At 68.4% G+C, this 23117-nt stretch carries 20 protein-coding genes and 2 tRNA genes; 15 read left to right on the plus strand and 7 right to left on the minus strand.

What is annotated here, in order from left to right:
* The first annotated feature begins 365 nt into the window (after window positions 1-365).
* The 12 genes from dnaA to FHX42_RS24870 all read left to right on the plus strand — a co-directional run bounded on the left by dnaA (window position 366) and on the right by FHX42_RS24870 (window position 13641).
* Window positions 366-2090, plus strand: a complete 1725-nt coding sequence (dnaA, locus tag FHX42_RS24820) for a chromosomal replication initiator protein DnaA (protein ID WP_182546891.1) — start codon at window positions 366-368, stop codon at window positions 2088-2090.
* Between the two features lie 800 nt (window positions 2091-2890).
* Window positions 2891-3190: a hypothetical protein gene (locus tag FHX42_RS24825; RefSeq protein WP_182546892.1), complete on the plus strand. Its 300-nt coding sequence runs from the start codon at window positions 2891-2893 to the stop codon at window positions 3188-3190.
* Complete coding sequence (gene dnaN / locus FHX42_RS24830) at window positions 3187-4305, plus strand: DNA polymerase III subunit beta (RefSeq protein WP_182546893.1); 1119 nt, start codon at window positions 3187-3189, stop codon at window positions 4303-4305. Before FHX42_RS24825 ends, dnaN begins: the two co-directional genes overlap by 4 nt.
* A 48-nt stretch (window positions 4306-4353) precedes the next feature.
* Entirely contained in the window at window positions 4354-5253 is a 900-nt protein-coding gene (gene gnd / locus FHX42_RS24835; RefSeq protein ID WP_182546894.1) for a phosphogluconate dehydrogenase (NAD(+)-dependent, decarboxylating), read from the plus strand.
* Between the two features lie 133 nt (window positions 5254-5386).
* Window positions 5387-6556, plus strand: coding sequence for a DNA replication/repair protein RecF (gene recF, locus FHX42_RS24840; protein ID WP_182546895.1), 1170 nt, complete (start codon window positions 5387-5389; stop codon window positions 6554-6556).
* Window positions 6557-6668: 112 nt separating this feature from the next.
* Window positions 6669-7187 (plus strand): DciA family protein, encoded by a 519-nt coding sequence (locus FHX42_RS24845; RefSeq protein ID WP_328796728.1) that lies wholly within the window; start codon window positions 6669-6671, stop codon window positions 7185-7187.
* 335 nt (window positions 7188-7522) lie between these two features.
* On the plus strand, window positions 7523-9496 hold the full coding sequence (gene gyrB, locus FHX42_RS24850) for a DNA topoisomerase (ATP-hydrolyzing) subunit B (RefSeq protein WP_182546896.1): 1974 nt from the start codon (window positions 7523-7525) through the stop codon (window positions 9494-9496).
* A gap of 54 nt (window positions 9497-9550) precedes the next feature.
* Entirely contained in the window at window positions 9551-12043 is a 2493-nt protein-coding gene (gene gyrA, locus FHX42_RS24855; protein WP_182546897.1) for a DNA gyrase subunit A, read from the plus strand.
* 51 nt (window positions 12044-12094) lie between these two features.
* The gene (locus FHX42_RS24860) at window positions 12095-12892 is read left to right on the plus strand and encodes a DUF3566 domain-containing protein (RefSeq protein WP_328796729.1); all 798 of its coding nucleotides are present in this window, start codon (window positions 12095-12097) and stop codon (window positions 12890-12892) included.
* 337 nt (window positions 12893-13229) lie between these two features.
* Window positions 13230-13303: transfer RNA gene (locus tag FHX42_RS24865), tRNA-Ile, on the plus strand.
* Between the two features lie 64 nt (window positions 13304-13367).
* Window positions 13368-13484, plus strand: a complete 117-nt coding sequence (locus FHX42_RS26080) for a DLW-39 family protein (RefSeq protein ID WP_328796730.1) — start codon at window positions 13368-13370, stop codon at window positions 13482-13484.
* Between the two features lie 84 nt (window positions 13485-13568).
* A tRNA-Ala gene (locus FHX42_RS24870) sits at window positions 13569-13641 on the plus strand.
* A 163-nt stretch (window positions 13642-13804) separates the two neighbouring features.
* Here FHX42_RS24870 and FHX42_RS24875 read toward each other — a convergent pair.
* The 3 genes from FHX42_RS24875 to FHX42_RS24885 all read right to left on the minus strand — a co-directional run bounded on the left by FHX42_RS24875 (window position 13805) and on the right by FHX42_RS24885 (window position 15875).
* A complete protein-coding gene (locus FHX42_RS24875; protein ID WP_182546898.1) occupies window positions 13805-14599 on the minus strand; it encodes an FkbM family methyltransferase in 795 nt (264 codons plus the stop codon).
* Window positions 14571-15194 (minus strand): SRPBCC family protein, encoded by a 624-nt coding sequence (locus FHX42_RS24880; RefSeq protein ID WP_235987926.1) that lies wholly within the window; start codon window positions 15192-15194, stop codon window positions 14571-14573. The genes FHX42_RS24875 and FHX42_RS24880 overlap by 29 nt, the downstream gene beginning before the upstream one ends.
* A 99-nt stretch (window positions 15195-15293) precedes the next feature.
* On the minus strand, window positions 15294-15875 hold the full coding sequence (locus FHX42_RS24885) for a hypothetical protein (RefSeq protein WP_182546899.1): 582 nt from the start codon (window positions 15873-15875) through the stop codon (window positions 15294-15296).
* A gap of 184 nt (window positions 15876-16059) precedes the next feature.
* Between FHX42_RS24885 and FHX42_RS24890 the strand changes: the two genes are divergently transcribed.
* Both FHX42_RS24890 and FHX42_RS24895 read left to right on the plus strand, forming a co-directional pair.
* Window positions 16060-16614 carry a peptidylprolyl isomerase gene (locus tag FHX42_RS24890; protein ID WP_182546900.1) on the plus strand — a complete coding sequence of 185 codons (555 nt, stop codon included), beginning with the start codon at window positions 16060-16062 and terminating at the stop codon, window positions 16612-16614.
* A gap of 19 nt (window positions 16615-16633) precedes the next feature.
* The gene (locus FHX42_RS24895) at window positions 16634-17563 is read left to right on the plus strand and encodes a rhomboid family intramembrane serine protease (RefSeq protein WP_328796731.1); all 930 of its coding nucleotides are present in this window, start codon (window positions 16634-16636) and stop codon (window positions 17561-17563) included.
* 1 nt (window position 17564) lies between these two features.
* On the opposite strand, the gene FHX42_RS27560 is transcribed toward FHX42_RS24895, so the two are convergent.
* Together FHX42_RS27560 and crgA are read right to left on the minus strand one after the other, a co-directional pair.
* The gene (locus FHX42_RS27560) at window positions 17565-17987 is read right to left on the minus strand and encodes a PH domain-containing protein (protein WP_182546901.1); all 423 of its coding nucleotides are present in this window, start codon (window positions 17985-17987) and stop codon (window positions 17565-17567) included.
* Between the two features lie 201 nt (window positions 17988-18188).
* Window positions 18189-18455: a cell division protein CrgA gene (crgA, locus tag FHX42_RS24905; protein ID WP_182546902.1), complete on the minus strand. Its 267-nt coding sequence runs from the start codon at window positions 18453-18455 to the stop codon at window positions 18189-18191.
* A 307-nt stretch (window positions 18456-18762) separates the two neighbouring features.
* On the opposite strand from crgA, the gene FHX42_RS24910 reads away from it, so the two are divergent.
* Entirely contained in the window at window positions 18763-19404 is a 642-nt protein-coding gene (locus FHX42_RS24910) for an aminodeoxychorismate/anthranilate synthase component II (RefSeq protein ID WP_182546903.1), read from the plus strand.
* Between the two features lie 136 nt (window positions 19405-19540).
* On the opposite strand, the gene pknB is transcribed toward FHX42_RS24910, so the two are convergent.
* On the minus strand, window positions 19541-21508 hold the full coding sequence (gene pknB / locus FHX42_RS24915) for a Stk1 family PASTA domain-containing Ser/Thr kinase (RefSeq protein WP_182546814.1): 1968 nt from the start codon (window positions 21506-21508) through the stop codon (window positions 19541-19543).
* A 37-nt stretch (window positions 21509-21545) separates the two neighbouring features.
* A complete protein-coding gene (locus FHX42_RS24920; protein ID WP_328796714.1) occupies window positions 21546-23027 on the minus strand; it encodes a serine/threonine-protein kinase in 1482 nt (493 codons plus the stop codon).
* Window positions 23028-23117: the final 90 nt, after the last annotated feature.

Consider the following 23117-nt stretch of genomic DNA (forward strand, 5'->3'; position numbering starts at 1 on the left):
TCTGCCGTGTATCGGTACGTGCTCGGTGGGCGGTGGAGCCCGCGGCACGACCGGGCGCGGTCACCGGGTTCAGGGGCGCAGCGGGAACCCCGGGACAGCCGTCGTCGCGTCCTGCCGTACCTTCGTGCACAGTTGTGGATAACTCTGTGGACAAGTGTGTCGACAGTGTGGATCGACGTGGCTCGGAGTGGACCGGCACCGTGAGCCGGACCGCTCCACAAGAACGCCACGGCAGGATGCCCGCAGCGAGATGACCACAACACTCGTACCCGATGGTGCCAGTTCACGCCGCAGGGTGCAGGCCAGTTCATTCGCTCACGCCGCGGGGCGGGGTGGGGATCGCGCGAGGGGAGGGGACTCCAGCGGTGTCCGACCACCAGGATCTCGGACGGGTCTGGGACGAGGTGGTGCACGAGCTGTCCTCGGGCACGCTCTCACCCCAGCAACGCGCGTGGATGCGCGTGACTCGACCAATCGGACTGCTGGACGGGACCGCACTGCTGGCCGCCCCCAGCGACTTCGCCAAGGAAGCGATCGAACGCGCGCTGCGCGAGACGATCACCGAAGCGCTCTCGCGCAGGCTCGGCCGTGACGTGTCGCTGGCCGTCAAGGTGGACACCGCCGTGCCGGCACCGACGCGTCCGCAGGGGGAGGATTCCCCGGAGGGCGAGGAAGCGGAGCCCGAGGAGCAGCCGACCTACGCCTACGAGGTGCCCCCCCACGTCACCCTCGGCCGCTACGGCCGGGGAGGCGCCGAGGAGCACTGGGCCGGTGACGACCGCCCGGAGACCTACGGCAACACCGCGCACACCGGATCCATCGGCAGCATCGCGAACGGCACCCACCACGGAGCCGACGCGAGCCCCGGCAGGCCGACCGCCCACGCTCCTCCGGACTCCGCCGAAGGCGGACAGGACACCAACGAGGACACGACGACGGGCGAGGCGCCCGAGGAGTCCTGGCCGACGTTCGAGCGCGGCAACCATCCCGAGCCCCAGCAGGGCCAGCCCTACACCGCACCGAAGCACGCCCCGCCGACCTCGCAGACCCGGCTGAACGCGAAGTACACCTTCGACACCTTCGTGATCGGCTCGTCCAACCGTTTCGCCCACGCCGCCGCCGTGGCCGGGGCCGAGGCACCGGCGCGGGCCTACAACCCGCTGTTCATCTGGGGCGAGTCCGGGCTGGGCAAGACGCACCTGCTGCACGCGGTGGGTCATTACACGCAACGGTTGTTCCCCGGGATGCGGGTGCGCTACGTCTCCACCGAGGAGTTCACCAACGACTTCATCAACTCGTTGCGCGACGACCGGCAGGTGGCCTTCCAGCGCCGCTACCGCGACGTCGACGTGCTGCTGGTCGACGACATCCAGTTCCTCGAGGGCAAGGAAGGCACTCAGGAGGAGTTCTTCCACACCTTCAACACGCTGCACAACTCCAACAAGCAGATCGTGGTCTCCTCGGACCGGCCGCCGAAGAGCCTGCACACGCTGGAGGACCGGCTGCGCACCCGCTTCGAGTGGGGGCTGATCACCGACATCCAACCGCCCGAGCTGGAGACCCGGATAGCGATCCTGCGCAAGAAGGCCGCCCAGGACCGGATGGCCGCGCCCGCCGAGGTGCTGGAGTTCATCGCCGCACGGATCGAGCGCAACATCCGCGAGCTGGAGGGAGCGCTGATCCGCGTGACGGCGTTCGCCTCGCTGAACCGCCAACCGGTGGACGTGCAGTTGGCCGAGATCGTGCTGCGGGACCTCATCCCGGACACCCAGCAGCCCTCGGAGGAGATCGACGCTTCTATGATCATGTCGGTGACCGCCGAGTTCTTCGACGTCACCGTGGACGACCTGTGCGGGCCGGGCAAGACGAAGGCGCTCGCGCAGGCCCGTCAGATCGCCATGTACCTGTGCCGTGAGCTCACGGACTCCTCACTGCCCAAGATCGGGCAGAGCTTCGGCGGTCGCGACCACACGACGGTCATGTACGCCGACAAGAAGATCCGCAACGAGATGGCTCAGCGCCGCCGGGTCTACGACCAGGTCCAGGAGCTGACCTCCCGCATCAAGCAACAGTCCCCCGACGCGCGGTAGTTCCACGACCCCACTCGCCCCGCCACAGTCCGCACCACACCGCACTTCCGAGGCGGGCGCACCTTTCCGCGCCCCCGCCCTGCTCCGAACACCACGGGGGCGCGGAAAGGTGGAGTGGCCGTCTCCACGAGGATGACGCCCGTGAGACGTCACGAAGGCCACGGAAAGCACGCTCTCCCACGTCGGCCCCTCGACTCCGGGGTCGACGTGGCCGACCTTTCTGCGACGCGGCGACGGTCGAGCACCCCCGGGGGAGCAGAAAGCTGTCGTCCTCGCGATCCCGCGGCCTCTTCCGCGGCTGTCGACAGCAGGTGCGACACGGCGATCTCAGTCACCCGAAACGGTCATATCGGACTGGAAACACGATGGGTAACGAGCGCCACTCATATTCACCCGTGTGGGATCAGCCTCATGATCGCCACCCGAAATGTCCGGGTTTTCCCCAGTTGTCCCCAGCTTGACCCCCGCGAGCGAGTGACCAGCGAATTACCCGAGTTACTCACAGGCTGTACACAGGCTTTGACGAGTTACCCACAGGCCGGGGCGGAGTTGTCCCCAAGTTGTCCACAGGGTAATCCACACCCCTATCGGGTGAGCGCAACCATCCACAGCAGGATGGGGACAACCTGGGGAAAACCTGGGGACGGAGTGGGGACAACTCTTGATCACATGGGGACGAGTTATCCACAGGGTTGAGTTGTCCCCATGCAGGCTTGATCATCCCCAATTTCATCCCCAGCTTATACACATGGGGCTACCACGAGTGACCAGCCGAAACGGCACTTGTCCCCAGTATCCACATGCCCTACTACGCCTACTGTCTTTATCTCTTTTTCAGGGGGAAAAAGAAAAAAGAAGGGGCACAGGGGCAAGATCGGCTCGGTGGTGTCACCGAGCTCGTCACCACGCCGCAAAGCCAGGGCCCGGATGACGCCGAGCTCGAGCAGCCTCTACCGTGGGACTCCCGCGACGGCCAACAGCCGCTGCTCGTGTCGGTGTCGTCGATCCCCGCATCACTTCCGCGCACAGCATCGGCCGGGGCACTGGCCGTTCGACGTCCCTTCCACACCCGGCGGCCGGACCCGAAAGGACCCCCATGAAGATCCGCGTCGAACGTGACGGCCTCGCCGATGCCGTCTCCTGGGTCGCACGCAGCCTGCCGTCGCGGCCCTCGGTGCCGGTACTGGGCGGGATGCTGCTCGACGCCAACGAGAACCTGACCATCTCCGGCTTCGACTACGAAGTATCGGCACAGGTCAACGTCGATGCGATGATCGAGTCCACCGGCCGCACCCTGGTCTCCGGCCGACTGCTCGCCGACATCACCAAGGCGCTGCCGAACCGTCCGGTGGAGATCACCGTGGACGGCACCCGCGTCACCATCACCTGCGGGAGCTCCCGGTTCAGCCTGCCGACCATGCCGGTGGAGGACTACCCCTCGCTGCCGGAGCTGCCCCAGCACGCCGGCTCGGTGACCGGCGACCTGTTCAGCGAGGCCGTCGCCCAGGTCGCCGTGGCCGCGGGCAGGGACGAGACGCTGCCGATGCTCACCGGCGTGCGGATCGAGATCGAGTCGGACCGACTGACGATGGTGGCCACCGACCGCTTCCGGCTGGCCATGCGCGAATTCACCTGGGAGCCCGGCGAATCGGTGACCGACACCGCCGTGCTCGTACCGGCCAAGACCCTCGCCGACTCGGCCAAGACGCTCGGAGGATCGAGCAACAAGGTCGATCTCTCGCTGGCCTCCGGCGACGGTCTGCTCGGTCTCTCCGGTCCCACGCGGCGCAACACCACCCGGCTGCTGGACGCCGAGTTCCCCAAGTACCGCCAACTGCTGCCCTCCGAGACCTCGGCATCGGCGATCATCGACGTCACCCCGCTGGCCGAAGCCATCAAGCGCGTCTCGCTGGTCGCCGAGCGCGGCACCCAGGTGCGTCTGGAGTTCTCCGACTCCGGGCTGCGGCTGACCGCGGGTGGCGACGACGAGGGCAGCGCGGAGGAGGAGCTCCCGGTCGAGTTCACCGGGGACCCGCTGGCGATCGCCTTCAATCCCACCTACCTGCAGGACGGCCTCGGAGCGCTCAAGACCGACCGTGCGCAGATGTTGTTCACCACGTCCAGCCGTCCGGCGCTGCTCAAGCCGGTCGGGGAGGATGGGGAGGTAACGGAGGGTTACCTCTACCTGCTGATGCCGGTGCGGCTTCCCGGCTGAGGCCACACCGCCAGCGGAGTCACACACGCACGCCATAGGGGAGTTTCGGTGCAACTCGGACTTGTCGGCCTCGGCAAAATGGGTTTCAACATGCGCGAGCGGCTCAGCGCCGCCGGGCACGACGTCGTCGGTTACGACCGCGACCAGAACATCAGCGACGTCGCCTCGCTCGCGGAGCTGGTGGACAAGCTGCGGGCCCCGCGACTGGTGTGGAGCATGGTTCCGCACGGCGATCCGACCCGGCAGACCGTCGAGACGCTTCGCGACCTGCTCGAACCCGGTGACCTGATCATCGAGGGCGGTAACTCCCGCTTCACCGACGACAGGTCCAACGCCGAGCTGCTGGCCGAGAAGGGCGTCAAGTACGTCGACGTGGGCGTCTCCGGGGGAGTGTGGGGTGCCCAGAACGGGTACGCCCTCATGGCCGGCGGTGACGCAGCCGACGTCGAGCACGCGATGCCGATCTTCGACGCGCTGCGGCCGGACGGCCCGCGCGAGAAGGGGTTCGCCCACGCCGGCCCGGTCGGTGCCGGGCACTACGCGAAGATGGTGCACAACGGGATCGAGTACGGCCTGATGCAGGCCTACGCGGAGGGCTTCGAACTGTTGGCCGCCTCCGACGTCGTCACCGACGTCCCCGCCACGATCAAGGCGTGGAGCGAGGGCACCGTCGTGCGTTCCTGGCTGCTGGACCTGCTGGTGCGCGCCCTGGAGGAGGACCCGGGCCTGGAGCGGTTGCAGGGCTACGTGACCGACTCCGGCGAGGGGCGCTGGACGATCGAGGAGGCCATCAACAACGCCGTGCCCACGCCGGCGATGACCGCCGCGCTGTTCGCCCGGTTCTCCTCGCGCCAGGAGGACTCGCCCGCGATGAAGGCGGTCGCCGCCCTGCGCAACCAGTTCGGCGGCCACGCCGTGCACCCCTCCGAGAACGAACTCGAGGACTAGTCCGGGCCATCCCGCGAATGGCTCGCGTAGCGGTGCCGGTGGACGACCTCGGCCGGCACCTCCTTCCGGGACCCGCCACATCGAGTAGCCACGGTCTCCCGCCCGCTGTATCCGAACTCTTTCCTGGAGCGTCGTGTACGTCCGTCATCTCCAGCTCGGGGACTTCCGCTCCTGGGAGCACGCCGATCTGACGCTGCGGCCGGGGCCGACCGTGCTGGTCGGGGCGAACGGGGAGGGCAAGACGAATCTCGTCGAGGCGCTGGGTTACGTCGCCACCCTCGGTTCGCACCGCGTCTCCTCCGACGCGCCGCTGGTGCGGCACGGAACCCAGCGAGCCGTGGTTCGGGCCGCCGTCGTCAACGGCGGTCGGGAGTTGCTGGTCGAACTCGAGATCGCTCCCGGCCGGGCGAACCGCGCACGCCTCAACCGGGGTGCCGCCGCTCGTCCTCGCGACGTCCTCGGCGCGCTGCGCACCGTGTTGTTCGCACCGGAGGACCTGAGCATGGTGCGTGGCGACCCGGGGGAGCGGCGGCGCTTCATCGACGACCTGCTGGTGGCCCGCGCACCGCGCTTCGCGGGCGTGCGCACGGACTACGAACGAGTGCTCAAGCAACGCGGTGCGCTGCTGAAGTCCTCCGGTGCCGCACGTCGTTCCTCCGGCGATCTGCGGACCCTGGAGGTCTGGGACGGGCATCTGGCCCGGCACGGTGCCGACCTGCTCGCCGGGCGGCTGGACCTGGTCGCCGATCTCGCTCCGCACGTGACCCGCGCCTACGCGAACGTGGCCGCCACCGGTGAGAACTCGGGACCGGCCGGCCGCGTCGCCGAGGCGCGCTATCGCGGCAGCCTCGGCGAGTCGATGCCCGAGGGCTACGGCACGGCCCACGGCCCCCGCGCCGACACGGAAGTGCTGGAGGCGGCACTGCTGGAGGAGCTGGCACGGGTCCGTGACCAGGAACTCGAACGCGGTGTCTGCCTGGTCGGTCCGCACCGCGACGACCTCGAGCTGGTGCTGGGCGAGGCGCCGGCCAAGGGATACGCCAGCCACGGCGAGTCGTGGTCGCTGGCCCTGGCGTTGCGACTGGCCTCTTACCACCTGTTGTCCGAGGATGGCGCCGAGCCGGTGCTCGTGCTCGACGACGTGTTCGCCGAGCTCGACCGCCGACGCCGGGCGCGACTGGCCGAGCTGGTCGCCGGTGCCGAGCAGGTGCTCGTGACGGCGGCCGTACCCGAGGACGTTCCGGACGAGCTCTCCGGTGATCGATTCGACGTGCGAGACGGGAAGGTGTGGCGTGTCGAGTGACGAACCCGCAGCGGAGACCACGCGCGGACGCACAGTGTCCGAAGATGCCCCCGGGGTATCCACGATTGGGGATAACTCTGTGGATGATGTGGATAACTCCGTAACGGTCGGTGTGTCACAGGTCGACTCATCGGGACAACCGCTGCACGGTTCGGACCTGGCTCGCGCGGCGCTCCGGGCGGCTCAGGAGCAGACGCGTTCTCGCCCGCGCGGCCGGCCGCGCAAGAAGGTGGGGGCGCGGCGCAAGCGCGGATGGTCCGGCCCCGGCGGCGACGAGCGCGATCCGCAGCGGCTGGGGCGTCTGGCCGCCCGCATCGTCGCCGACCAGGGGTGGACGGAACGGCTGGCGGGCGGCCAGGTCTTCGCCCGCTGGGTCACCCTGGTGGGGGACGAGATCGCCGAGCACACCACGCCGGTGGCGCTCGAGGACGGGGAACTCACCGTCCGGGCCGAGTCCACGGCCTGGGCCACGCAATTGCGGCTGTTGCAGCGTCAGATCATCAAGCGCATTTCCGACGGCGTGGGGAAGGACCTGGTACGTCGTATCAAGGTGCAGGGGCCCGCGGCCCCGAGCTGGCGTTACGGACCCAAGCACGTACCGGGCCGCGGACCCCGTGACACCTACGGCTGACAGCGTCTCGCAGAGTCCCCCGTGGTCCGTTCGTGGCCCTGCAAAGGTGTCCTGATCCGATCCATTGGCTCTGTGGGGCAGTGAGGACCCTCCTTGCCCCACTTCTGACGGAGGGGACCAGTAGAATGGTCGGCGGGTATGGCCGCGGGTGCCGACTCGTCGGTCCGGTGGTGACGTCCCAGTGGCCCTGTGACGACGTCCCAGCGGTGACGTTCCCCGCGGTCGATCACCCCGTGCAAGGCCGTGTCGCGGTGGGCGTCCGCCGCGCCGCGGCGACTCGTGCTCATCCCGAGCACCAGAGAAGCTATTTTCGGCTCTAGGAGACTCCGAGGCCCGTGGCAGCGAAGAAGAACGAATACGGCGCGTCCTCCATCACCGTTCTTGAGGGCCTTGAGGCCGTCCGCAAGCGCCCCGGCATGTACATCGGTTCGACCGGTGAGCGCGGTCTGCACCACCTGGTGCAGGAGGTCGTGGACAACTCGGTCGACGAGGCGATGGCCGGGCACGCCAGCAAGGTGGACGTGACCCTGCTCGCCGACGGCGGCGTCCGCGTGACCGACGACGGTCGTGGTATTCCGGTGGACCAGCATCCGATCGAGAAGAAGCCGACTCTCGAGGTCGTGCTGACCATGCTGCACGCGGGTGGCAAGTTCGGCGGCGACTCCTACGCGGTCTCCGGCGGCCTGCACGGCGTGGGCGTCTCCGTGGTCAACGCGCTGTCCTCCGCGCTGGAAGCGGAGGTGTACATCGGCGGGTACGTCTGGCGTCAGCGCTACGAGGACTCCAAGCCCGTGCAGGCCCCGGAGCGGGGCGATTCCACTCGCAAGACCGGCACCACCATCACCTACTGGGCCGACCCGAAGATCTTCGAGACCACCCGCTACAACGCCGAGACGATCTCGCGCCGCCTCCAGGAGATGGCCTTCCTCAACAAGGGGCTGACCATCGTGCTGCGCGACGAACGCGCCGCGGAGGAGGACGACTCCGGCGAGGACGCCAGCGGATCCGCCGCCCGCGCCACCGAGCGCACGTTCCACTACCCGGGTGGGCTGGAGGACTTCGTCGCCCACATCAACGCGACGAAGGAACCCATCCACAAGAAGGTCGTGAGCTTCAGCGCCGCAGGCGAGGGCCACGAGGTCGAGATCGCGATGCAGTGGAACAGCGGTTTCAACCAGTCGGTCTACACCTTCGCCAACACCATCAACACGCACGAGGGCGGCTCCCACGAGGAGGGATTCCGGGCCGCGTTGACCCGGGTGGTCAACTCCTACGCCAAGGACAAGAAGCTGATCAAGGACAAGGACGGCAGCCTCACCGGCGACGACGTCCGCGAGGGGTTGGCCGCGATCGTCTCGGTCAAGGTCGGCGAGCCCCAGTTCGAGGGTCAGACAAAGACCAAGCTCGGCAACACCGAGGTCAAGTCCTTCGTGCAGTCCACGGCCTTCGAGTGGCTCAGCGACTGGTTCGAGCGCAACCCCGCCGACGCCAAGACCATCATCAACAAGGCGGTGTCCTCGGCGCAGGCCAGGCAGGCCGCCCGCAAGGCCAAGGACCTGGTGCGGCGCAAGTCGGCGATGGACATCGGCGGACTGCCGGGCAAGCTCAAGGACTGCCAGTCCAACAGCCCCGACGAGTGCGAGCTCTACATCGTCGAGGGCGACTCGGCCGGTGGTTCGGCGAAGGAGGGGCGCGAGTCCCGGTACCAGGCGATCCTGCCGATTCGAGGCAAGATCATCAACGTCGAGAAGTCCCGCATCGACAAGGTCCTCAAGAACAACGAGGTCCAGTCGATCATCACGGCGCTGGGCACCGGCATCCACGACGAGTTCGACCTGTCCAAGCTGCGTTACCACAAGGTCGTGCTCATGGCCGACGCCGACGTGGACGGTCAGCACATCCGCACGCTGCTGCTCACGCTGCTGTTCCGGTTCATGCGCCCGCTGATCGAGAACGGCCACGTGTACCTGGCCAGCCCGCCGCTGTACAAGATCAAGTGGCCGCGCGGCGAACCGCAGTACGTCTACAGCGACCGCGAGCGGGACGCGCTGCTGGAACAGGGTGCCGCGGAGGGCAAGAAGCTGCCCAAGGAAGAGGGCATCCAGCGCTACAAGGGACTCGGCGAGATGAACGCTCCCGAGCTGTGGGAAACCACGATGGACCCGGCCAGCCGGTTGCTGATGCAGGTCACGATGGATGACGCGGCCACGGCCGACGAGCTGTTCAGCGTGCTGATGGGTGAGGACGTCGAGGCCAGGCGCTCCTTCATCACCCGCAACGCCAAGGGCGTCCGGTTCCTCGACGTCTGATCGCCCCGCTCTCCTCCCGAGCAAAGTTCCCACGAACGACTTCAGAAGGACGCCATGACCGAAACCCTGCCAGAAGGTGGTCGCACCGAACCGGTCGACATCCAGCAGGAGATGCAGAACTCCTACATCGACTACGCGATGAGCGTCATCGTCGCGCGGGCGCTGCCCGACGTGCGCGACGGCCTCAAGCCGGTGCACCGTCGTGTGCTCTACGCGATGTACGACTCGGGCTTTCGCCCGGACCGCTCCTACGTGAAGTGCTCCCGCGTCGTCGGCGAGGTGATGGGTAACTACCACCCGCACGGTGACTCGGCGATCTACGACACCCTGGTTCGGCTTGCCCAGCCCTGGTCCATGCGCAACACCCTCATCGACGGTCAGGGCAACTTCGGTTCCCCCGGCAACGATCCGGCCGCCGCCATGAGGTACACGGAGTCGCGGCTGAAGCCGTTGGCGATGAACATGCTCGCCGACATCGACGAGGACACCGTCGAGTTCTCCGACAACTACGACGGGCGCACCCAGGAGCCCGACGTGCTGCCGGCGCGGATTCCGAACCTGCTGGTCAACGGCGGTGGCGGAATCGCGGTCGGAATGGCGACCAACATCCCGCCGCACAACCTGCGCGAGGTCGCCGACGGTGTCGTGTGGGCGCTGGAGCACCCGGACGCCACCGACGAAGAGCTGCTCGAGGCGATGATCGAGCGCATCAAGGGCCCGGACTTCCCCACCAGGGGACTCATCCTGGGCACCAACGCCATCGCCGAGGCCTACCGCACGGGTCGTGGTTCGATCCGGATGCGCGCGGTGGTCGACGTGGAGGACGACGCCAAGGGGCGCACCTCGCTGGTGGTCTCCGAGCTGCCGTACCAGGTCAACCCGGACAACCTCATCGAGAACATCGCCACGATGCACCGGGACGGCAAGATCTCGGGCATCTCCGACATCGCCGACGAGTCCAACAGCCGTCGCGGGATGCGCATCGTGATCACCCTCAAGCGGGACGCGATCCCGAAGGTGGTGCTCAACAACCTCTACAAGCACTCCCAGCTGCAGACCACGTTCGGCGTGAACATGCTGGCGCTGGTGGAGGGCGTGCCGCGCACGCTGCGGCTGGACCAGGTGATCCGGTACTACGTCCGGCACCAGATCGACGTCATCGTCCGGCGCACCCGCTACCGGCTGCGTAAGGCCGAGGAGCGCGCGCACGTGCTGCGCGGGCTGGTCAAGGCGCTGGACGCGCTGGACGACGTGATCGACCTGATCCGCCGTTCGCCGACGGTCGACGACGCTCGCAGCGGGCTGATCGAGCTGCTCGACATCGACGAGATCCAGGCCAACGCGATCCTGGAGATGCAGCTGCGCAAGCTGGCCGCGATGGAGCGGCAGAAGATCACCGACCAGCTGGCCGAGATCGAGGAGCAGATCGCCGATCTGAAGGACATCCTCGCCAATCCGGAACGGCAGCGCCGGATCGTGCGCGCCGAGCTGATGGAGATCGTCGACAAGCAGGGCGACGAGCGCCGGACGAGGATCCTGCCGTACGAGGGCGAGGTCTCGATGGAGGACCTCATCGCCGACGAGGACGTCGTCGTCACCATCACCCGCACGGGCTACGCCAAGCGCACGCGCACCGACCTGTACCGGGCGCAGAAGCGTGGCGGCAAGGGTGTCCAGGGCGCCGCGGTGAAGCAGGACGACATCGTGTCGCACTTCTTCGTGTGCTCCACCCACGACTGGATCCTGTTCTTCACCAACAAGGGGCGGGTGTACCGGGCCAAGGCCTACGAGCTGCCCGAGGCCAACCGCACCGCGCGGGGACAGCACGTGGCGAACCTGCTCGCGTTCCAGCCGGACGAGCACATCGCCCAGGTGATGCAGATCAAGGACTACACGGCGGCGCCGTACCTGGTGCTGGCTACGAAGAACGGGCTGGTCAAGAAGACCAAGCTCACCGACTTCGACTCGAACCGCACGGGTGGCCTGATCGGCGTCAACCTCAAGGACACCGACGAGCTCGTCGGTGCGGTGCTGTGCTCGCAGGACGACGACCTGCTGCTGGTCTCGGCGGAGGGCCAGTCGATCCGTTTCCACGCCACCGACGAGGCGTTGCGGCCGATGGGCCGGGCGACCTCCGGTGTGCTGGGGATGCGGTTCAACTCCGGTGACGAGCTGCTGTCGATGGGCGTGGTGCGCCCGGACCGGTACGTGCTGGTGGCCACCGAGGGCGGCTACGCCAAGCGCACCCCGATCGACGACTACCCGGTGCAGGGTCGTGGCGGCAAGGGGGTGCTCACCCTTCAGTACGACCGCAAACGTGGGAGGCTGGTGGCGGCGCTCATCGTCGAGTTGGATGATGAGCTCTACGCGATCACTTCCCAGGGCGGGGTCATCCGGACCACGGCCAAGGAGGTGCGCAAGGCAGGCAGGCAGACGAAGGGTGTCCGTCTGATGGACCTCGGTGAGGGAACGTCGGTGGTCGCCGTGGCGCGCAACGCCGACGAGGCGGGCAATCCCGATGCCGCCGGGCCGGAGCAGCGAAAGTAGTGGGGCGGACACGCCGCCACCCAGCCGCCGACGATCAGTGAAGGATCGCTCGTGACACCTTCCGACAAGCCGCAGGGTTCGGATCCGCAGCAGGAGGATCCGGCCTCGGTCATGACGCAGGCAGTCGACGACAGCACAACCGCCACGTCCGCCGAGCAGCAGAGATCCGACGGCGGGGCGGCGGCCGACGCGGAGCAGCGACCGTCCGAGTCGCGCGGTGGGGAGAGTTCGGAGGGGACCGAGGCGCCTCCGCCGTGGCAGCGTGGTTCGGCCACGTCGACCGCTTCGGCATCCTCGGATCCGGCCGACGAGACCACCGCGCGCGATTCGGCTCCGGACTCGGGCGCGGAGGACACCCAGACGATCCGTCCCCTGCAGGAGGATCCGGAGGGGGAGGCCACCGAGTCGGCCTCCCCCGGCCGCAGCACGGTGTCCTTCGGGGCCGAGTCGCGGGCGGGGGCCACGAGCGCCCGGCGCCCCAGCCGGGGGCCGCGGCGGGCCAGCTTGCAGGTCAGGCGGGTGGATCCGTGGTCGGTGCTCAAGCTCTCCCTGGTGCTGAGCGTGGCGATGTTCTTCGCCTGGATGATCGCCGTGGCGGTGCTCTACGGCGTGCTCGGTGGCATGGGTGTTTGGGAGCAGCTCAACGGTACGTTCAGCGATCTGACCCAGCCGGAGAACTCGCTCGGGGAACCGCTGATCAGCCCGGCCCGGGTGTTCGGCGTGGCCTCGATCATCGGTGCGGTCAACATCGTGCTGCTCACGGCGCTGGCCACCGTGGCTTCCTTCATCTACAACGTGGCCGCCGACTTCGCCGGTGGTGTGGAGGTCACCCTCTCCGAACGCGACTGAGGCTTTTTCCGGCTCCGGTACCGGCTTGCGTAGCGGGTCCGGTGGCGGAACCTCAGGCGGGGCCTCGCGAGGAAAGCCCCGACGTGATGTGGAGACCTACCTGATGTCGGGGGTCCCACAGCGAGGCCCCGCCTGAGAACCCGCGGTGGTCCAGCTGCGTGCTGGGGGAGAAAGCGGCTGGCGCCGCTTGCCTGACGGTGGAGGCGTTCAGGTGGGCGTCCACCGGTCCGGGCGTGCTTCGGGCCAGTGGGGCGTGAGCTGGAATGATAGGTGAGTCCACCCCCGGTTTGGAAGGCCTGAATAAGGTCATGTAGTGTTGGAGACGTCGGACAACGAAGGGCCTATAGCTCAGTCGGTTAGAGCGCTTTGCTGATAACGAAGAGGTCGGAGGTTCAAGTCCTCCTAGGCCCACTCTCTTCCCGCGCCGACCCAATGTGCGGCGGCACGGGTTCCGTAACGGTAGGAGGCGACCGAAGTGAAGAAGCTGCTCGTTCTGGCCGCAGTCGCTGGTGCTGTTCTGTTCGTCGTCCAGCGGAAGCGTGCCGCCAAGGCGGAGGCAGACCTCTGGCGCGAGGCCACGGCCGAGGCCTGAGAGCTTCGACCGATTGACTCCGCCGGAGATCGTGAGCGGCTGTTTCATGCCGGTTCGGACCCGTACGGTCTACGGTGCCGAGGCGGGGACGTAGCTCAATCGGCAGAGCACCGCTTTTGCAAGGCGGGGGTTAGGGGTTCGATTCCCCTCGTCTCCACAGAGGGAAGACCAGGTCACACGGCCTGGTCTTTTTTCATGTCCTTTTCGGGGCACGTGTGGGGCGCATACCGCCGAATCGAGCCGCCGGGCCTTCCCGGGGCCCTCGAGGGGCTCATCGCTCGTGGCCCCTGCTCGTGAAAGCCCCGTTCGTGGAAGCACTGTCACGCGGTGCGGTGGTGCCGCCAGTTCTGATCGGTGGCGAACAGGTAGTTGCGCGTCTCGGGCAGCACGCGCTCGGTGCGCACCCAGCGGGGGCGTCGCCAGGTGTACATGGTGTAGCCATGCTCGCGCAGCGAGCGGGTGAACTCGGCGGCGGTGGTGTCGTAGCGGCTGAGGTGCCGGTCCTCGATCTCCAGCAGCAGCGCGGGGCGGTGCTCGGCGATGGTGTCCCGCGCTCCCTCCACGACGTTCGGTTCGAACCCCTCGACGTCGACCTTCATGAAGTGGACCCGCTCGATCGAGCGCTGCTCGCGGATCTCGTCCACCGAGTGGATGGCGGTGGGCAGTGAGCGAGTGTGGGACCACCACGTCGGCCGGCGCCGTTCGTCGGCCGAGTCGCCGACGTGAGCGTGTCCGTGGATGGGCAGTCCGAACCGCACGGGCAGCCTCAGGTGGCTCGTACCGGGCTCACGTCCCATACCGGCGCGTTCCGGGCGGAGGTGCCCGACACCGCCCAGACGGCGGCCGGCGCCGAGCACTCCGTGGGGCTTGCGCTGCGGTTCGAAGCTGTGCACGCTGCCGTTTCCGCCGACCAGGTCGGCCAGCGCGAAGCTGTACATGCCGTAGGCGGCCCCGATGTCGAAGCAGGTGTCGCCGGGTCCCACCAGCTGGTCGAGCCCGAGGAGCTCCGGCTCGGCCAGCGAGAACGCCGCGGCCCGTCGGAGCGTGGCGGCGATCATCGACAGCCCGGTGCTCGCCTTCCGCTCGTTACCGCGCACGTTCCCGTTCTCGGACACGCAGAGGCTCCTCGTCGCCGGTGACACCGTCCGGCGACAGGTTAGCTTGCCGGCGCCCCGCGTCGTCGGCGCCCGAGCCGAACGGAAGTCGTTCAGCGGTTTTCGACCGATTTCTGCACGCCCTCGACGGTCTGGCGTAACGCGTCCTGGAGCTGGGCCCGGCGCTCCTCCAGGAAGGTCTCGGCCCGCTCGGGGGTAGTTGGTCCATGATGCTCTGGAGACCGTCCGGAACGGTGCGCAGCCGGAAGCGCTGGGTCAGCAGGCACCCGTCACCGTCGGGCTCCATCTCGAACGACCACACCGAGTTCTCGTTGTCCGGTGACGAGCTCAGCACGGCCCAGGCGAAGCGCCGAGCGGGGTCGGCTCCGACGCCCTCGCACTCCGCGCTCCAAGTGCGGTCTCCGGAGCGGTTGTGGCCGAGGAACCGGGCTCCGAGCGCCCCGGGCTGTCCCTCGGTCCACTCACCACCGACGCATTCCGGACTCCACTCACCCATGCGGGTGATATCGCTGGCCACCGCGTAGACGGCTTCCGGCGAGGCGTCGACTCGCGCGGAAGCGTGTATGTCGTAGACGGCGTCTGAGGACTGGTTCATGACCACAGCCTGCCACGGACAGGTGTCGATGGTGGTGGAACGGCGATACGTGGTCACGATCGAGTGCGAGTGGGCCGGGCGGCTTCGACGAAACCCCCCTCAGCGTTCCTTGTCCGAGTCCAGGGCGGTGGGCGTGCCGGAGACCTGGCCGTCCGTGTGCGCTTCGGACCCGTTGGTGGACTTGCCCTCGGAATCCTGGGCGGGGAAGCGGTCGTGCTCGGCGTCGACCACGGGCAGCTCCTCCGGTCGCCGCGAGAGCGCCACAGCGGCGGCCGCCGCCAGTCCCGCCAGCGCCAGCAGCACCCACGGCCACTTGCGGCGGCTCTTGGGCGCGGGTTCGATGCGCCCCGCCAGCTCCTTGCGAGCCGCCTCGGCGTTCTTCGCGAGTTGCTTGCGCGACCGGGCGGACTTCTTCTCCCACTGCTTGCGGGCCTTCTTGCCCCGCTTGGCCAGTTCCTTGCGGGACATGCCGGTGGCCCGCTGGGCGAGCCGCTCCTGCAGGTCCTCGGTGGAGACACCGCGACTGGCCAGTTCCTGTTCGGCGAGCAGGATGGCCTGGCGGGTGATCTCCGTACCCTTCTTGCTGGCGCGAGCCGCACCGTGACGCGCGTTGCGCACGCCGGTGCCCACGGCCTTGCCCATGTTCTCACCAGCTCGGGACATGGCCTCGACCTCGTCCATCGTGTGCCTCCTTGGCCGGCTGTCACCGGTCGTTACGAGTTGTCGTCCCGGCGCTGCGACGGCCGGGGTGCGGCACGCTCTCGGTGCCGCGGCTGACCCGTGCGGGACATGCCCGTGACGGGACGATCAGCCCCATACTGCACCCTGAGGCGGGGATCGCGCTCGCTGATGGCAGGATGGGGCGGTGGCTGAAGAAAATGGATCGCTCGTCGGGACGACGTTGACCGCGACCCTGCAGACGACGCAGGGCGACATCCGCGTCAACCTGTTCCCGAACCAGGCGCCCAAGACCGTGAGCAACTTCGTCGGCCTCGCCGAGGGAACCGCGGAGTACTCCGAACCGAACGCCAGGGGCGAACGCTCCGGGCCGTTCTACGACGGCGTGATCTTCCACCGGATCATCGAGGGCTTCATGATCCAGACCGGTGACCCGACGGGCACCGGCCGGGGTGGCCCCGGCTACCAGTTCGCCGACGAGTTCCACCCGGAGTTGCAGTTCAACCGCCCCTACCTGCTGGGGATGGCCAACGCGGGGCCGAACACCAACGGCTCGCAGTTCTTCATCACGGTGGCTCCGCAGGCTCACCTGAACTACAAGCACACGATCTTCGGCGAGGTGGCCGACCAGGACTCCCGCGATGTGGTGGACGTGATCGCCCGCTCGGCGACCGGTCAGGCCGACCGCCCCGTCAACGACATCGTGATCGAGAAGGTCACCATCGACCGCGGCGAGTCCTGACCCGAACACGGGGGCCGATGTGACCGTTCCGCCCGGCCAGACTCCGGAGCCGCAGGAGAGCCAGCCGATGCCCGGCTGCGCGCGTCATCCTGACCGGCCGACCGGATTGCGCTGCGTGCGTTGTGATCGTCCTATGTGCCCGGAGTGCCTGCGCGAGGCTTCCGTCGGCTACCAGTGCGTCGACTGCGTCGCCAAGGCCGAGCGCGGGAGCCGACGGCCGGTGACCGTGGCGGGGGCGCGACTGTCGACCAAGCCGGTGATCGTGCCGGTGCTGGTCGCGCTGAACGTGCTCGTCTACGTGGCCAGTGCCGTGCAGGCGGGCAGTGCCATGAACAACGCCCGTTCGGGCCTGTTCTCCGCGCTGGCGATGTGGTCACCGGCGGTGACCGGCGCGGGGCAGTGGTGGCGGCTGGTGACCTCCGGGTTCCTGCACATCGGGCTGCTCCACCTCGTGGTCAACATGATCGCGCTGTGGGTCATCGGGCGGGATCTGGAGCTGGTGCTGGGGCGGTTGCGCTTCAGCGCGGTCTATCTGCTGGCGATGCTCGGCGGCAGCACGGCCGTGTTCCTGTTCGGTGAGTTGTCCCGCCCGGTGGCCGGTGCTTCGGGAGCGATCTACGGGCTCATGGGCGGGATCGCGATCGCGGCGCTGCGGCTGAAGCTGAACATGCGCTCGATCCTGATGGTCATCGGGATCAACATCGTGCTGACCATCAGCATCCCTGGGATCTCCCTGCTCGGGCACCTCGGCGGGCTCGTGATCGGGGGGGTGGCCACGGCGGCGATGCTCTACGCACCGGTGAGCCGGCGCAACCTCTGGCAGTCCGGAGCGCTCGTGGCCCTGCTGGTCGTGCTGGTACTCGCACTGATCACGCGGGACCTGCAGCTCGGCGACGTCATGTGCGTGCGGGGGCCGCAGGGCTTGCAGTGCTACTCACCGCGGGGCTGACTCACGGCCGGATCCGGTCGAGTCGCTCGGCGACCTCGGTCACGTCCGTGCCCAGGTCGAGTTTGGTGAGGACGACGAGCCCGCCACCCACGTCGTGCTCGGGGACCTCGAGCTCCAGCGTCTCGACCGTGCGACCGAGGCGCTGGGAGCGCCGCACCCGCACCCGCACCTGATCCCACGACCACTGCTTCGTGCCGCCCGGGGTCCGCAGGGTGATCCCGGTGGTGTCGGCGCGCAGGCGGGGACGCAGGATGCTGCCGAGGACCGAGACGGCCGCGAGGACGACGACCAGGACGCCGATGAACAGGCCGTCGACGGCGCCGGGGGCCGTCGACCACCACAGCGCGGCGGCGACGGTCAGGGCCCAGCCGCAGCCGACGAGCCAGGTCGGTGTCGACCACCGGGACGGAGTGTCTTCCTGCACGCGGAGAGCTCAGCTCCTTCGGATCTCGTCCTCGCCTGCCACGCGGCTACCGAGCGAGCTGTCCACAGAAGTTATCCACAAGGGTTTTCCACATGGGGATAACTTACACACATGTTGTTCGCTCACCGACCGCGACAGTATCTCGACAGCAGTAGCCCCGAAGGCGTGAACGCCTCCGGGGCTGGTCACGACGTGTGGTGATTACCGCCACTTCATGGTCATCAGCAGTCCGATGATCATGAAGGCGAACCCGATCGCGAAGTTCCACGCGCCGAGCTCGGCCATGAAGGGGATCTGTGGTCCGGCCAGGTAGTTCACGACCAACCAGAGCAGGCCGACCACCATCAGCCCCAGCATGACGACGACGTAGATCGGATGCGACGGTCCGACCGCTTTCGCCTCCACCGGTGTGCGACGGGCGACCGGTGGAGCGGAGGAGTCCTTCTTGCGGACCTTGGACTTGGGCATGGTGTCCTCGCCAGGTGTAGCAGCCGACCGGGCGGTCGTGCTGCGTGGTCAATACGGCCGCGGGGCGGGTCTTCGTCGGAACGTCGACCAGCCTCGAAGCGAACCCATATCCTCCCCTACACGTTAACGTAATCACAGGCGTGCCCGAACATCCCGTGGCACTCGCGGTGAGCGAGGGAACGCCACGGGTGCACCGAGGCCCGACGGCGCCTCGACGCACCGCGCCCGTGGTCGGGTGCGTCGGCATTCGAGCGGGTGTCCCCGCGTGCCCTGGAAGGCGTCCCGAGGTGCTGGGTAGGCTGTCGGCGTGCGTGTACTGGTCGTCGACAACTACGACAGCTTCGTCTACAACCTCGTGCAGTACCTCGCCCAGCTGGGTGCGGACTGCGTCGTGCGTCGCAACGACGTTGTCACCGAAGCCGAGGTCGCCGAGGCGGACGGAGTGCTGCTCAGCCCCGGTCCCGGAACGCCGGAGCGGGCCGGGCGCTCGATGGAGCTCGTCGAGGGGTGCGCCCGCGAGCGCAAGCCGCTGCTCGGGGTGTGCCTCGGTCACCAGGCGATCGGAGCGGCCTGGGGCAGCACCGTCGAGCGTGCGCCCGAGCTGCTGCACGGCAAGACCAGCGAGATCCACCACTCCGGCACCGGAGTGTTCGACGGCCTGCCGCGCCCGTTCACCGCCACGCGCTACCACTCGCTGATCGTGCGGGCCACCGAGATCCCCGAAGGCTTCGAGGTCACCGGCCGCACCGAGTCGGGCATCGTGATGGGGATGCGGCACGGCGAGCTGCCGCTGGAAGGGGTGCAGTTCCACCCCGAGTCGGTGCTGACCGACGGCGGCCACCGCATGCTGGCGAACTGGATGGCCGCGGCCGGACACCCGGTCGACGAGCACACGGTCGCCGAACTCGAGCGCGGGATGCGCGAGGTCGCCGCCAGCGCGCTGCGCTGACCCTCGTGTGATCCTTCGCGGCGCGCTGGCCAGTACGAACGGTCGTTTCACGTGAAACGATCCGGCAATCTCGGCAACGCTCCGGTCGGTCACCGGTGCGCTGCCGCGCCTCCCGCGTCCTTCCTGCTCCCGGACGCTAGTCGAATCCCGGGAAGAGGCCGCTGCTCTCGGTCGGTGGGGTGGTGGTGGACGATTCGGACTCGTAGTCGCCGATCAGCAGCGTGATCGACTGGTTCCTGCCGATCTTCGATCCCGCCGGGGGCTGGGTACCGACCACCTTGTCGTCCAGCGACTTGTCCGTGGTCGTCTTCCGCTGCGTGGAGATCGAGCCGTTCCACCCCTGGCTCTGCAGGGCCTGCTTGGCCGCGTCCTCGGACATGCCCCTCAGGTTGCCGGGCACGGTGATCTGCGAGCCGTTGGACACGGTCAGCGTGACCGTGCTGTCCGGTCGCGCGCTGGATCCGCCCTCCGGGTTCTGCTCCAGGACCGTGCCGGCGGGCTTCGGGGAGTCGACCCGGTTGACGGAGACGTTGAAACCGGCGGACTCCAGCGTCTGCTTCGCGGCGGACAGCGGCAGGTTGGTGACGTCGAGGACCCTGGCCTTCTCGATCGCCTCGCCGACCGTCACCGTGATCATGGTGTTCGGCTTGACCTCACCGGTCTCGCTCTGGTCCAGGATCTTGTTGACCTTGCTGGAGTCGGTGACGGTCTTCGTCTCGGGCGTGACGTTGAGCTTTAAGCCGGCCTTGGAGAGGATCTCCTGGGCCTCCGGCATCGTCTTGCCCGTCAGGTCGGGCACGTCGATCATGTCGGGGCCCGAGCCGACGTAGAGCTTGATCGGCTTGTTCGGCCCGACCTGCGTGCCCACCGGGGGAGTGATGTGCACGACCTTGCCCTTCTCCGCCTCGGTGGAGGGCCTCTTGGGGTAGCTCAGCTTCGTCAACCCCAGGTCGTTGAGCGCTCGAGTGGCAGCCGGGACCTGCTGGCCCTGCACGTCCGGTATGGCCACGGTCTTCGGCTCCTCGGGAGTCATCATGACGTAGGCCACCCACGACACCAGCGCGAACACGGCCAGGCACGCCGCCGTGACCAGTCCGATGGTCCATCGTCTGCGGCGCTTGCCGTCGTCCTGCTGCTCCGGGTCTTCGTCGGCGTCGATGGGGGCGACCGCCCTGCGGGTGGTCGCGGTGGACTCGGCGGTGGGCGGGCCGGCCATCATCGAGGTGCGCTCGTCCTCGGTCATGACCATCGGTGCCTTCGGCCGCTGCCCCGAGAGCACCCGCACCAGGTCGGAGCGCATCTCGGCGGCCGACTGGTACCGGTTGTCCGAGTTCTTGCTCAGCGCCTTGAGCACCACGGCGTCCAGCGCGGCCGGGACCTGCTCGTTGTCGTCGGACGGCTTGCGCGGTTCCTCCCGCACGTGCTGGTAGGCCACCGCGACCGGGGAGTCCCCCGTGAACGGAGGTTCCCCGGTGAGCAGCTCGAACAGCACGCACCCCGAGGAATAGACGTCACTGCGCGCGTCGACGGTCTCGCCGCGCGCCTGTTCCGGTGACAGGTACTGGGCGGTGCCTATGACGGCCGCCGTCTGCGTCACGGCCGCCTGCCCGTCGGCGACCGCGCGCGCGATGCCGAAGTCCATCACCTTGACCGCACCGGACTCGGTGATCATGATGTTGGCCGGTTTGACGTCGCGGTGCACGATGCCGTGGCGGTGACTGAAGTCCAGTGCGGCCGTCGAGTCGGCCATGACCTCCATGGCTCGGCGCGGCGCCAGCGGACCCTCCGTCTTGACGATGTCGCGCAGCGTCTGCCCCTCGACGTACTCCATCACGATGTAGGGCAGCGGCCCGTTCTCGGATTCGGTCTCGCCGGTGTCGTAGACGGCCACGATCGCCGGGTGGTTCAGCGCCGCCGCGTTCTGCGCCTCGCGGCGGAAGCGCAGTTGGAACGTGGGGTCGCGGGCAAGGTCGGCGCGCAGCACCTTGACGGCCACGTCCCGGCCGAGCCGGATGTCGCGGCCATGGTGCACCTCCGACATGCCGCCGTAGCCGAGCGTGTCTCCGATCTCGTAGCGATTGGAGAGAAGTCGTGGTGAGCTCATCGCTGCGTAGTCCCGATCCTTGTCCACGGTGGTGCCATCATGCCGACCCGCGGTCCGTGACAGCCGATGTCCCGGGGACAAGGGCGCGGTACGCGGTTCCCGGCGACTTCGTCGCGATACGTTCGGTGGTCGGCGTGCTACGGCACGTACGGTGCCCCTCGCGGGCACTGTGACTGTTCTCCCCGGCACTACCAGGATGCCGTAGCGCATTCTGACTCAGACGATACGTGGAATCCAGACCGAGGAATCTCACAGTGTCGCCCTGCCGGGCAGTGGTGAGGTGTGCGGGTTTCGAGGCGGCCGGCCCCGGTGCCGGACTGCTGCGGGGGTACGTGATGGCCACGGCGAATCCGACGATGACCAGCACGACCACCACGACCACGGCCAGCAGGACCCACAGTCCGGCTCTGCCCGCGGAGACCGGCTGCCCCGGCGGTGGTGCCGGGCCCGGCGGATTCTGGTGCCGTACGGAGTTCTGGGGTGGTACGGCGCCGGGCGGTTGGGTGGTGGGTTGGCCCGGTGGGGCGGGGGTGGGCAGCGGGTTCACCCCGGTAGCGGCCGCGCTGGCGGGAAACTGCTGGGACGGCGGTGGTTGCTGCACCGGGGGCTGTACCGGTTGCGGCACCGGGCGCTGTTGAAAGTGCTGTTGGGGCACCGCCAACGCCGCCGGTGTCGGAAGTGGCAGACCTGCGCGGACGCTGGCCACCGCGTTGGCGAACTCGCCGCCCCCGGCGTAGCGGCGACGTGGGTCCTTGACCAAAGTCGCCTCGATCACGGCGCGCGCTCCCGGCGCCACGTCCGGTGGCAGCGGTGCCGCGATCTCGCGGATGTGCATCATGGCCACGGTCACCGCGTTCTCGGACAGGAAGGGCCGGTGCCCCCTGAGGCACTCGTAACCGACCACGGCCAGCGAGTACACGTCGCTGGAGGGGGTGGCCTCGCTGCCGAGGGCCTGTTCCGGGGCGATGTAGTGGGCGGTGCCCATCACCATCCCGGAACGGGTGACCGGGGCGGCGTCGGCCGCCTTGGCGATGCCGAAGTCGGTGAGTTTCACCGTTCCGGTCGGGCCGACCATGATGTTGCCGGGCTTGACGTCGCGGTGCACGAGGCCGCGCTCGTGGGCGGCCTGCAGCGCGTTGCCCGCCTGCTCCAGCATCTCCATGGTGTGCTCGGTGGTGATCCGGCCCTCCCGCGCGAGGATGGCCGCCAGTGGCTCACCCTCGACGAGCTCCATGACCAGGTAGGCGGTGTCCTCCGGGCCGTCCGGGATCGACGCGGTCTCGCCGTAGTCGTGCACGGCGGCGATACCGGGGTGGTTCAGCGAGGCGGTCGTGCGGGCTTCGGTGCGGAAGCGGTGCAGGAACTCGGCGTCCCCGCACAGCTCCGGCTTGAGCACCTTGACCGCCACGCTGCGGTCCAGCCGGACGTCGACGGCCTGCCACACCTCGCCCATACCGCCGACGGCGATGCGCCGGTCGAGACGGTAGCGCTCGGCGAGAAGTTGGCCGGAGGTCAGCACCTGTCAGCCACCCCCCTGCAGGCCGGCTCGGATGACGGAGCGGCCGATGGGGCCGGCGATCTTCCCGCCGGTGGCGGAGGCGCCCAGGTT

The organism is Halosaccharopolyspora lacisalsi, from assembly GCF_014137975.1.
Classification (GTDB): domain Bacteria; phylum Actinomycetota; class Actinomycetes; order Mycobacteriales; family Pseudonocardiaceae; genus Halosaccharopolyspora; species Halosaccharopolyspora lacisalsi.

Coding starts and splice junctions, on each gene's coding strand:
- FHX42_RS24825 (WP_182546892.1), top strand. CDS start 2,891: ATGCCCTACTACGCCTACTGTCTTTATCTCTTTTTCAGGGGGAAAAAG.
- dnaN (WP_182546893.1), top strand. CDS start 3,187: ATGAAGATCCGCGTCGAACGTGACGGCCTCGCCGATGCCGTCTCCTGG.
- gyrA (WP_182546897.1), top strand. CDS start 9,551: ATGACCGAAACCCTGCCAGAAGGTGGTCGCACCGAACCGGTCGACATC.
- FHX42_RS24880 (WP_235987926.1), bottom strand. CDS start 15,194: ATGAACCAGTCCTCAGACGCCGTCTACGACATACACGCTTCCGCGCGA.
- FHX42_RS24885 (WP_182546899.1), bottom strand. CDS start 15,875: ATGGACGAGGTCGAGGCCATGTCCCGAGCTGGTGAGAACATGGGCAAG.
- crgA (WP_182546902.1), bottom strand. CDS start 18,455: ATGCCCAAGTCCAAGGTCCGCAAGAAGGACTCCTCCGCTCCACCGGTC.
- pknB (WP_182546814.1), bottom strand. CDS start 21,508: ATGAGCTCACCACGACTTCTCTCCAATCGCTACGAGATCGGAGACACG.